13 protein-coding genes are annotated in these 10860 nt (G+C 61.8%); 8 read left to right on the top strand and 5 right to left on the bottom strand.

The window, feature by feature from the left end; genetic code table 11:
* From ABI213_RS12585 to groL, 3 genes are all read left to right on the top strand, one after another.
* Positions 1–303 (top strand): FAD-dependent monooxygenase (locus tag ABI213_RS12585; RefSeq protein WP_348027350.1); only part of this gene is annotated, 303 nt, incomplete at its 5' end.
* Positions 304–558: 255 nt separating this feature from the next.
* Positions 559–849: a co-chaperone GroES gene (groES, locus tag ABI213_RS12580; protein WP_348006718.1), complete on the top strand. Its 291-nt coding sequence runs from the start codon at positions 559–561 to the stop codon at positions 847–849.
* 51 nt (positions 850–900) lie between these two features.
* Positions 901–2553 carry a chaperonin GroEL gene (gene groL, locus ABI213_RS12575; RefSeq protein WP_348027348.1) on the top strand — a complete coding sequence of 551 codons (1653 nt, stop codon included), beginning with the start codon at positions 901–903 and terminating at the stop codon, positions 2551–2553.
* A 192-nt stretch (positions 2554–2745) separates the two neighbouring features.
* Here groL and ABI213_RS12570 read toward each other — a convergent pair whose 3' ends face one another.
* Complete coding sequence (locus ABI213_RS12570) at positions 2746–3366, bottom strand: DNA-3-methyladenine glycosylase I (RefSeq protein ID WP_348027346.1); 621 nt, start codon at positions 3364–3366, stop codon at positions 2746–2748.
* A gap of 152 nt (positions 3367–3518) precedes the next feature.
* Here ABI213_RS12570 and ABI213_RS12565 point away from each other — a divergent pair, with 152 nt between their 5' ends.
* The 4 genes from ABI213_RS12565 to ABI213_RS12550 all read left to right on the top strand — a co-directional run bounded on the left by ABI213_RS12565 (position 3519) and on the right by ABI213_RS12550 (position 6645).
* The gene (locus tag ABI213_RS12565) at positions 3519–4079 is read left to right on the top strand and encodes an isochorismatase family protein (RefSeq protein ID WP_348027344.1); all 561 of its coding nucleotides are present in this window, start codon (positions 3519–3521) and stop codon (positions 4077–4079) included.
* Complete coding sequence (locus ABI213_RS12560; RefSeq protein WP_348027342.1) at positions 4076–4681, top strand: DJ-1/PfpI family protein; 606 nt, start codon at positions 4076–4078, stop codon at positions 4679–4681. The genes ABI213_RS12565 and ABI213_RS12560 overlap by 4 nt, the downstream gene beginning before the upstream one ends.
* Positions 4663–5670, top strand: a complete 1008-nt coding sequence (locus ABI213_RS12555) for a helix-turn-helix domain-containing protein (RefSeq protein ID WP_348027340.1) — start codon at positions 4663–4665, stop codon at positions 5668–5670. Before ABI213_RS12560 ends, ABI213_RS12555 begins: the two co-directional genes overlap by 19 nt.
* Before the next feature lie 165 nt (positions 5671–5835).
* Entirely contained in the window at positions 5836–6645 is an 810-nt protein-coding gene (locus tag ABI213_RS12550) for a GntR family transcriptional regulator (protein WP_348007413.1), read from the top strand.
* 14 nt (positions 6646–6659) lie between these two features.
* On the opposite strand, the gene ABI213_RS12545 is transcribed toward ABI213_RS12550, so the two are convergent.
* The 4 genes from ABI213_RS12545 to tal all read right to left on the bottom strand — a co-directional run bounded on the left by ABI213_RS12545 (position 6660) and on the right by tal (position 10379).
* The gene (locus tag ABI213_RS12545) at positions 6660–7319 is read right to left on the bottom strand and encodes an outer membrane beta-barrel protein (protein WP_348027338.1); all 660 of its coding nucleotides are present in this window, start codon (positions 7317–7319) and stop codon (positions 6660–6662) included.
* Positions 7320–7509: 190 nt separating this feature from the next.
* Positions 7510–7842 carry an antibiotic biosynthesis monooxygenase gene (locus ABI213_RS12540; protein WP_348027336.1) on the bottom strand — a complete coding sequence of 111 codons (333 nt, stop codon included), beginning with the start codon at positions 7840–7842 and terminating at the stop codon, positions 7510–7512.
* An 11-nt stretch (positions 7843–7853) separates the two neighbouring features.
* Positions 7854–9419 (bottom strand): glucose-6-phosphate isomerase, encoded by a 1566-nt coding sequence (pgi, locus tag ABI213_RS12535; RefSeq protein WP_348007958.1) that lies wholly within the window; start codon positions 9417–9419, stop codon positions 7854–7856.
* Between the two features lie 15 nt (positions 9420–9434).
* Entirely contained in the window at positions 9435–10379 is a 945-nt protein-coding gene (gene tal / locus ABI213_RS12530; RefSeq protein WP_348007957.1) for a transaldolase, read from the bottom strand.
* A gap of 367 nt (positions 10380–10746) precedes the next feature.
* Here tal and ABI213_RS12525 point away from each other — a divergent pair.
* Positions 10747–10860: hypothetical protein (locus ABI213_RS12525; protein WP_348027352.1), on the top strand; the 114-nt coding region annotated here is incomplete at its 3' end.

The raw sequence follows: 10860 nt of genomic DNA, 5'->3' as shown, positions 1-10860 counted from the left end.
CGGGTCGCGTTACTGGGCGATGCGGCACATCCTATGCGGCCGTATCTGGCCCAAGGCGCGGGCATGGCCATCGAAGATGCCGCCACACTGGCCAGCGTGCTGCAGTCCGGCACCGACATTCCTGCGGCGCTGGCCCACTACGCCCGCCAACGCTGGCAACGCAACGCCCGGGTGCAAGCCCGCGCCCAGCGCAACGGACGCATCTTCCATGCTTCCGGTTTAGTGCGTTGGGGCCGCGACCGGGCCATGCAGTTGGGCGGCGAACGCCTGCTGGATCTGCCGTGGCTGTACGGTGGCGGCTAACACAGCTCGCAACCTGCTCACTATTAAATAGATAGCTGCCTGCGCAGGTGAAATCCGCGCTAGCGGCCTTATTTTTATAAATTTTGTGCACCAAAATTTGGGCCAAACGCCCACCAACGCCTCTCGCCAACACAGCATTTCTGGCCCTTGCCCTTGAAACGTCACAACTTGCCCTTATCATTAGCACTCGTAGGGGTTGAGTGCTAGCACCCGCCCCACGCCCCTTTTTAAACTGTTTCACTTTTAGGAGACTCTATGAACCTACGTCCTCTCGGCGACCGCGTGATCGTTAAGCGTATCGACAGCGAAACCAAGACCGCTTCCGGCATCGTGATCCCTGACTCGGCTGCTGAAAAGCCCGATCAAGGCGAAATCTTGGCCGTTGGCCCAGGCAAAAAGAACGACAAGGGTGACATCTCCGCCCTGACCGTCAAGGTCGGCGACCGCGTTTTGTTCGGCAAGTACAGCGGCCAAACCGTCAAGGTTGACGGCGACGAACTGCTGGTCATGAAAGAAGACGACCTGTTCGCAGTCGTCGAGAAGTAATTTCTCGCTTTCCAGTCCATCCCTTAATTAACTGATTCCGGAGAAATTCTCATGGCAGCAAAAGACGTAGTTTTCGGCGGCGAAGCCCGCGCACGCATGGTTGAAGGCGTGAACATTTTGGCTAACGCAGTCAAGGTGACCCTGGGCCCTAAAGGCCGTAACGTGGTTCTGGAGCGCTCTTTCGGCGCCCCTACCGTGACCAAGGACGGTGTGTCCGTGGCCAAGGAAATCGAACTCAAAGACAAGCTGCAAAACATGGGTGCGCAGATGGTCAAGGAAGTTGCTTCCAAGACCTCCGACCTGGCGGGTGACGGCACCACCACCGCGACCGTGCTGGCCCAGGCCATCATCCGCGAAGGCATGAAGTACGTGGCCGCCGGCATGAACCCGATGGACCTGAAGCGCGGTATCGACAAGGCAGTGACTGCTTTGGTCGCCGAGCTGAAGAAGGCTTCCAAAGCCACCACCACCTCCAAGGAAATCGCCCAAGTCGGTTCGATCTCTGCCAATTCCGATGAATCCATCGGCAAGATCATTGCGGACGCAATGGACAAGGTTGGTAAAGAAGGCGTGATCACCGTCGAAGACGGCAAGTCGCTGGAATCCGAACTGGATGTCGTCGAAGGCATGCAATTCGACCGTGGCTACCTGTCGCCCTACTTCATCAACAACCCAGAAAAGCAAGCCGCTTTGCTGGACAACCCGTTTGTTCTGTTGTTCGACAAGAAGATCAGCAACATCCGCGAACTGTTGCCTACCCTGGAACAAGTTGCCAAGTCTGGCCGTCCTCTGCTGATCATCGCTGAAGAAGTCGATGGCGAAGCCCTGGCGACCCTGGTGGTCAACACCATCCGTGGCATCCTGAAGGTGGTGGCTGTGAAGGCTCCTGGTTTCGGCGATCGCCGCAAGGCCATGCTGGAAGACATCGCCATCCTGACCGGCGGCAAGGTCATCGCTGAAGAAGTCGGCCTGACCCTGGAAAAAGTCACTTTGGCCGATCTGGGCCAAGCCAAGCGCATCGAAGTGGGCAAAGAAAACACCACCATCATTGATGGCGCTGGTGCTGCTGCTGACATCGAAGCCCGCGTCAAGCAAGTGCGCGTGCAAATCGAAGAAGCTTCCAGCGACTACGACCGCGAAAAGCTGCAAGAGCGCGTGGCCAAACTGGCTGGCGGCGTGGCCGTGATCAAGGTGGGCGCTACCACCGAGATCGAAATGAAGGAAAAGAAAGCCCGCGTGGAAGACGCCCTGCACGCGACCCGCGCTGCCGTGGAAGAAGGCATTGTGGCTGGTGGCGGCGTGGCTCTGCTGCGCGCCAAGCAAGCTGCTGGCAAGATCGAAGGCGCTAACGCCGACCAAGACGCCGGCATCAAGCTGGTGTTGAAGGCCATCGAAGCCCCTCTGCGCGAAATCGTCTACAACGCAGGCGAAGAAGCCTCTGTTGTGGTGGCTGCTGTGTTGGCCGGTACCGGCAACTACGGCTACAACGCTGCCAACGGCACCTACGGCGACATGATCGAAATGGGTATTCTGGACCCAACGAAAGTGACCCGCACCGCACTGCAAAACGCAGCCTCTGTGGCATCTTTGATGCTGACGACCGAAGCCATGATCGCTGAGTCTCCAAAAGACGAAGCCGGTGCTGGTGGCATGGGCGGCGGCATGGGTGGTGGCATGGGCGGCATGGGCGACATGGGCATGTAATCTGGGGTCGCCGCGAAACCGGCGACTGGGGGCGTTGTACCGTCTTGCCGTGGCTTTGCCACTGTCTAACGACGTTGCGCCTACCCAGCCACCGGTTGCGCGACGAGTTCAGCATCCTTGTTCAATACAGGGAAACAAAAAACCCCGCAGAGCGCGAACTCTGCGGGGTTTTTTCATGGGCGGGCGAAACGTCTATGCCGGGTGAAACGCCTTGCGCGCATCCAGCGCGGCCTGGCGTACGTGGCAGCCTTCCTGGTGGTCGTTGACCAGGCCCATGGCCTGCATGAAGGCATAAACGGTGGTGGGGCCGACGAACTTCCAGCCCTGGCGTTTCAGCTCTTTGGACAAAGCCACCGATTCGGGCGACTGGCCCATGGTGCGTAGCACGTCTGCCGTCAGGCGGCTGGGGCGGGCGGCGGCGCTGGGCTCGAAGCGCCAGAAGTAGGCGGCCAGCGACGGCTCTTTCTCCAGCAGCTTTTCAGCGCACTGGGCGTTGTTGATCGCCGCTTCAATCTTGCCCCGGTGCCGCACGATGCCCGCGTCCTGCAGCAGCCGCTCCACGTCTGCCGGGCCGAAGCGGGCCACTTTGGCGATGTCAAAACCCGCAAAGCCTGCGCGAAAGTTCTCACGCTTGCGCAAAATCGTCAGCCAACTCAGGCCCGACTGAAAGCCTTCCAGGCAGATTTTTTCAAACAACCGGGTGTCATTGCCCACCGGGTAGCCCCACTCGTTGTCGTGGTAGTGGCGGTAAAGGTCAGAGCTGTCGCACCAAAAACAGCGCGCGGGTTCAATGGGGATGTCGGGAAGTGCCATGTCTGCCATTTTGGCCGATGGCAAGGCGCTTTTTCATTCAACAAAATCTAAGTCCTAAAATGATCGAAACTGGTCTTATTGGCGATGGATAACCCCGCTCTAGCGCAAGAGAATAGTGCGTACCAACCACTACCATCTGTAGATAGCACACCATGAAAACTTGTCTTATTGTGATCGACGCGCAAGAGTCTTTTCGGCAGCGTCCTTATTTCTCGCCTGCCACCTTGCCCGGTTATCTGTCCAAGCAGAACGCGCTCATCGACGGCTGCGTGGCGCGGGGGATTCCCATCGTGCGCATTTTCCATGTGGACGGCCCCAAGACCGCAGACAACGCGTTTGCCGTCGAGTCCGGCCACATCCAGCCGATCGCAGGCCTGGCCGTGTTCGAGCCCGCCGCCAGCTTCACCAAAAGCCGCCACAGTGCGCTGGTGGGCACCGGGCTGGACGTGTGGCTGACCACCCACGGCATCCAGCGCCTGATCGTCAGCGGCATCCGCACCGAGCAATGCTGCGAAACCACCACCCGCCACGCGTCTGATCTGGGCTGGACGGTGGACTACTGCCTCGAATCCACACTGACCTGGGACATGCAGCACCTGGACGGAACCGTGCTGCCCGCTGCCGACATCATGGCCCGCACCGCTGCGGTGCTCACCGAGCGCTTCGCCCGCATCTGCACGGTAGAGCAGGCCCTGGAAGGAGCTGCCGCATGACGCACCAGGTTGCCATCCTGGTGTTCGACGATGTCGAAGCGCTAGACTTTGCCGGACCGTACGAGGTCTTCACCACGGCCAGCCGCGTACACGGCCGCACCCATCCCAACGACGCGCCTTTTTTTGCTACACAATGCGTAGCACGCACCACAGACTCTATATGCGCCAGGGCCGGATTACGTGTAATTTCTGACAGCACGTTTGCGCGCTGCACCACGACCGATGTGTTGATCGTCCCCGGTGGTGTGGTCGATGCGGCACTCGCCTGCCCGGAAACGACCGCCTGGATTGCCGCCACCGCCGCGACGGCCACCACCGTGGCCTCGGTCTGCACCGGCGCTTTTTTGCTGGCGCGCAGCGGCGTGCTCACCCAGGGCCCCGTCACCACGCACTGGGAAGACGTGGACGACCTGCAACGCATGTTCCCTGCCCTGCAGGTACAGACCGGCGTGCGCTGGGTGGAACAAGGCAAGATCACCACCTCGGCAGGCATCAGTGCGGGTATCGACATGTGCCTGCACCTGGTAGCGACGTTGGCAGGGCACGACCTAGCCGTACGCACCGCCCGACAAATGGACTACGCATGGCAACCCCAGCCCTGACACCGCCGGTTATCCAGGTCCTCTTCGTCCTGCTGCCGAACAGCCTGATACTCGACTGGGCCGGCCCGGCGGAAGCCCTGCGCATCGCCAACCAATGCCTGCTGGCGCAGGGCCAACCGGAACGCTTCGCCCTGCAATTTATCGGCCCCGATGCCGATGCCGCGTCCAGCGTGGGCGCACAGCTCACCGGGCTGCAGCCATTGCCCAACACGCTGACCGCCCACCCGGCCACGCCCCACTGGGTGGTGCTGGTCGGCCTGCCCGGAGCCACCATCGCAGTAGACAACGCCCCAGCCCGCGCCGTGCTGCATTGGCTGCGCGGCCTGCGCCTGGCCACGCTCCAGTTGGAGCTGGTCACGGTGTGCGCGGGCACTCTGCTGGCGGCACACGCCGGGCTGCTCAAGGGCCGCCGCGTCACCACCCACCACCAGCACCTGGACGAACTGCGCAGCGTGGAGCCACTGTGCGAGGTGGTGGCCAACCGGGTGTTTGTGGAGGACGCGCCGGTCTACAGCAGCGCGGGTGTCACCACCGGCATCGACCTGGTGCTGCAGCGCATCGCCGAAACCTGTGGCGAACCCATCGCCGCGCAGGTGGCCCAAACCATGGTCGTAGCCTTGCGGCGCGGCCCACACGACCCCGAGCTGTCGCCTTTTCTGGCCTACCGCAACCACCTGCACCCCGCCCTGCACCGGGTGCAGGATGCCGTCAGCCTGGACCCCCGTGCGGGCTGGACGGTGCCCCGCATGGCCGACATGGCCCACACCTCACCGCGCCACCTGACCCGTTTGTTCATGGAATACGCGCAGATTGCACCGCTGCAGTACCTGCGCCGCATCCGCCTGGCGGTGGCGCAGACGGCGCTGCAATCGGGCCACAACGTCAACCACGCCGCCGAGCTGGCAGGCTTTAGCTCAGATACCCAATTGCGCCGCGCCTGGCACCAATTGGGCCTGCCGGGTGCCCCGTCGCAAGCACGGCAACGCTGATTCCGACGGCCCCACAAGAGTCACGCACGCGACAAACAGGGCCTGCGTGGGCCATATTTGTGGGCGAAACCCCAAATATGTCGCGAACCCCAAAGACGCAGATTGTTACGCCTGGAACAAAATTACCTGGCCAGCAAAGCCGCTGGTATTTTTTGGACCGACCCAGTGAACAACCCAACGATAAACGCACGCCCAGCCGCACCACCGGCCCCGCACACCGGGGCTGCGTCCGAGGGCATTCTGGCCAAACTGCGGCTGGACTCCAAGACCTCAGAGCCCTACTACCAGCAACTGAAACGCCAGATCCTGGCCCTGATCGACGGTGGCGATTTGCCCACGGGCAGCAATCTACCGTCCGAGCGGGTACTGGCCGAAGCCCTGCAAGTCAGCCGCACCACCATCAAACGCTGCTACAACGACCTGCGCCACGCCCACTTGCTCAGCACCCACGGCCGCGGCGGCACCCAGGTACAGGCACCGCAAAAAATCCATCCACCCATGGGCAAACTCAAAGGCTTTGCCGAAGACATGCGCGACCGGGGCCTAGCCGCCAGTACCCAGTTGGTAACGCATGACGTGGTGCAGGACCGCATGATTGCCTCCATCTTCGGCCGGCCATCGGTGAACAGCTTTGCCAAACTGGTACGCATTCGCCTGGCCGACGGCCAGCCCCTGGCCCGCGAAGTCGCCTGGTACGACCTGGCACTCGCCCCGCCCATGGCCCACTGGGACACCCGCGGCTCGGTTTACACTTATTTGCAAGAGCACTGCGGCCTGGCCTTGACGGCGGCCGAGCAAACCATTGAAGCGGTAATGAGCAGCGAAGCCGAGTCCAAAGCCTTCGACTACGCCGAACCCGCGCCCTGCCTGCTGCTGAAACGCAAGTCCTTCAGCAGCGACCACAAGCTGGTCGAGTACATCGAAAGCACCTACCGCGGCGAGGCCTACGCCTACCGCCTCAACCTCACGCCCTGACCAACGGGCGGGGTTTACATAAAGTGGTAGCGCAACCCCAGGTTAAATTCGTTCAGCCCGGTACGGCCGGTAGCAGCGGCATCGCCCACATGGTTGTAGTGCACCAGCTCCGCTGTCGCGTCGATGTTGCGGGTGACTGCATAGGCCGCGCCCGCACCCAAAGCCAGCGAGGTATGTGAATCGCTGGCGGCATAGCTGGTCGAACCGCCGGCGTTCGATGCCAGGTCCAGGCTGGTATGCCAGCGCTCCACCCCCAGGCGGCCGTAGAGCGACCATTTATCGTCCAGCGGCGCAATACCCAGCACATGCAGGCCCAGGCCATGGCCTTTCCAGCTGCCCGATGCCGTGTCGGCGGTGGGTGCGCTGATGTTGGACTGCAGATCCATCTTGCCCACCCGGTCGTAAGTGGCTTCGACCGCCAGATTTGGACTGATGCGGTAACCCAGTTGCAGATTCGGGTTGGTACTGGTGTGGTCACCAGACGTACTGCTGGCGATGCCCTGGCTGGCCAGCGTGGAATCGACTTTCCCAGCCAAGCCCGCAGCGCGGTTGAGCGACAGACCACCACCCACATACACATCTCCGCCAGGGTTGGCCGCATGGGCCAGGGGCGCAGCCAGGACCAAGCCCAATGGCACCCATGCGATGGAAGAGATAACGGCATTCAGCTTCATACAAACTCCTAAGTTAGCGCGCAGGCTGCAGATTGGGCAGATAAAAGCCCTTTCTTGCCAAAGCGTGTGCTTAGCCGCACCTGCACAGCGCCATTGAAGCGCTGCGAGCTATCGGCGCGGTAGCGGTGTGGTAAAGCGAATGTAAGAAGCACCAGCGCGCGTAGCGCCCAGGTTACGGGCCTGCAAAGGCCTAGGCCGGCACCCGGTTGTTGGGCGTCAGGTGGGCAAACGCCCCGTCGCCATAGGAGCGCACCACCTCGGAAATGACGATGTGGAAACCCTTGTACCAGCGCGCGTACTGGCGCTTGGCTTCCAGGTGGTGCGGGTGCTGGGAAAAGGCCTGCACGTCCTCCAGACTGGCCCAGTAGTAGGTGGCGTTGCGGCGCTGGCCACTTTCGGACACCCACACCTCGACGCCCAAAAAGCCCGGCATGGCGCGGGCCACCGCGTCGATCAGGGCATCCAGGCGCTCAAACTCTGCGTCGTACTGGCCGGGCTCCCAGATGAAGGCGGCGCTAAACACCGTCCCCCACCTCAGCGCAGCTTGGCCAACAGGCCTGCGGTAGACCCGTCCAGGCCGGACACATCGCCCGATTGCAGGCGCGGCTCGATGTCTTTGGCCAACACCTTGCCCAACTCCACGCCCCATTGGTCAAAGCTGTTGATGCCCCACAGCGCACCGCTGACGAACACGCGGTGCTCTTGCAGCGCAATCAGCGCACCCAGGCTGGTGGGGGTCAGGTCGTCGAGCAACAAGAAAGTGCTGGGGCGGTTGCCGGGGAAGTTGCGGTGGCCACCGGCATCGGCCTTGCCGACCATCAAGGCCTGGGCCTGGGCGACTACGTTGGACAGCAGCGTTTGGTGGTGGCCGGGCAGGCTATGGCGGGCTTTTTTGACCGCGATGAATTCGACCGGCACCACGTCGGTGCCCTGGTGCAGCATCTGAAAATAGGCGTGCTGGCCGTTGGTTCCGGGCTCACCCCAGAGTACGCACGAGGTGCCAAACGGCAGCTTCTGGCCTTGCATGTCCACCTGTTTGCCGTTGCTCTCCATGTCCAGCTGCTGCAGGTACGCGGGCAGGCGGCGCAACGCACTGTGGTACGGGGCGATGCTGCGGCTGGTGAAGCCGTGGAAGTTGCGGTACCACACGTCCAGCAAGCCCAGGCGCACGGGCAGGTTTTGCTCCAACGGGGCGGTGCGGAAGTGTTCGTCCATGGCTTCTGCACCGGCCAGAAAATCGCGGAAGTTGGCGGCACCCACGGCAATCGCTACCGGCAGGCCAATCGCCGACCACACCGAATAGCGCCCGCCCACCCAATCCCAAAAACCAAAAGTGGTGCTGATGCCAAACGCATTCGCCGCGGCCACATTGGTGGTCAGTGCCGCAAAGTGGCGCGCCGTGTCGGTACCGCCCTGCGCCTCGAACCAGGCCTTGGCCGAGCGGGCGTTGGTCATGGTTTCGGTGGTGGTGAAGGTTTTGGAGGCAATCAAAAACAGCGTGCTGTCGGCCTTCAGGCGCGGCAGCAGGGCAGCCAGTTCGTGGCCGTCCACGTTGGACACAAAATGCATGCGCTTGGTCGGCGTGGCAAACGCATCCAGCGCCAGCGTGGCCATCAGCGGACCCAGGTCGGAGCCGCCAATGCCGATGTTGACCACGTCGGTGATGGACGTGTCAGCGCGCGTGGCTTCGGCAAACGCCAGCATCGCGTCCAGCGTGGCGTGCACCTCGGCCAAATCATTTTTGATAGCTGCTGTCGCAGGTGCTGCCTGCGTTGGAGCACTTTTTCTTAACAAGAAATGCATCACCGCCCGGTCTTCGGTGGTATTGATCTTGGCACCGGCAAACATGGCATCGCGCAGCACTTCCACGCCGGTCTGGCGGGCCAGGTCGAACAGCAGGCTTTGCGTGGCGGCGTCGATGCGGTTCTTCGACAGGTCGGCAAACACGTAGGGTGCGTCCTGGCTGAAAGCGGCAAAACGGCCGGGGTCGGCGGCAAAAGCCTGGCGCAAATCCAGCGCCGCACCGCTGGCAGCGTACTGGGCTTGCAGTTGCGCCCAGGCGGGCACGGTGTCACAACGGGGGCGATGGAGTGCGTCCATTTTTTCCTCTTGGGTTTACGCGGCCAGCAATTTATCGAGCTTGATGGCATCGGTGACGAAGCCGCGGATGCCTTCGGCCAGCTTTTCGGTGGCCATTGCGTCATGGTTCAGGGCGAAGCGGAAACCGGCTTCGTCCAGCGTCACTTCTTCCAGATCCATCGCCTGGGCAGCTTTTGCGTCCAGCGTGCGCTGCAGCGGTGCGTCGCTGGCGGCCATCAGGGCCAGCAGGTCGGGGCTGATGGTCAGCAGGTCGCAGCCTGCCAGCGCGGTGATCTGGCCCACGTTGCGAAAGCTCGCGCCCATGACTTCGGTTTGGATGCCGAAGCGCTTGTAGTAGTTGTAGATCTGGGTGACCGACACCACGCCGGGGTCTTTGGCTTCGGCCATGTCGGCCTCGACCCAGGCGGCACCGGCGTTCTTTTTGTACCAGTCGTAGATGCGGCCGACAAACGGCGAGATCAGTTGCACCTTGGCCTGGCCGCAGGCCACAGCCTGGGCGAAGCTGAACAGCAGCGTAAGGTTGGTGCGGATACCGGCTTTTTCCAGCTCGGCTGCGGCCTGGATGCCTTCCCAGGTGGAAGCGACCTTGATCAGAATGCGCTCTTTGGCAATGCCTTCGCTGGCGTACATCTCGATCAAACGCTTGCCGCGCGCCACCGTGGCCGCCGTGTCAAAGCTCAAGCGCGCATCGACTTCGGTAGACACGCGGCCCGGCACGATGGACAAGATCTCGCAGCCAAACCGTACGATCAGCCGGTCGGTGATTTCGTCCAGCGGGCGGCCCTTGTACTTGGCCACGGCCTCGGCCAGCAGCGGCGCGTAGTCGGGCTTTTGCACGGCCTTGAGTATCAGTGACGGGTTGGTGGTGGCATCGGTGGGCAAGAACACGCCCAACTGCTTGAAGTCGCCGGTATCGGCAACGACGGTGGTGAACTGCTTGAGGGAGTCGAGTTGGGTCATGGTGTGGTGTGGTGTGGTGTGGTGTGGTCAGAACCCAATATAGGCGGGGTTCGCTCGCTGGAAACCGGTGCGCGCCAGAGGCTGAAGGGCGGCACGTTCCCGAATGGTACAAACAAAAAGATACCCGACGTGGCCGCGTGGTGCATCTTTTTGGTTACCAAGCAGCAAAATCTGTGTGAACGTAAAACCAGCGCCGCTGGTCCGCATCGGGGTAACTAGATTACAAACCCAGCTTAGACCCCAGTTTGAAAGCGCCACAAGCGGGAAAACACTGATAAAAATCCCGATAAAAAGAAATTTCGGCCGCCTTATTTTCAGAAACCTGAAACTAAGTTACATTGGCGGCCACCCTTTTGGATGTAACTCTATGAGCTTTGATCTAGTCTTGTTTGGCGGCACCGGCGACCTCGCCTGGCGCAAGTTGATGCCCGCCCTGTTCCAATCTTTTCGCCACGGCACCCTGCCCGAGGGTGGCCGCATC

Source organism: Rhodoferax sp., from assembly GCF_039922535.1.
Classification (GTDB): domain Bacteria; phylum Pseudomonadota; class Gammaproteobacteria; order Burkholderiales; family Burkholderiaceae_C; genus Rhodoferax_B.
The sequence above is the reverse complement of the archived record's forward strand: the minus strand, read 5'-3'. Positions and strand labels throughout refer to the sequence as shown.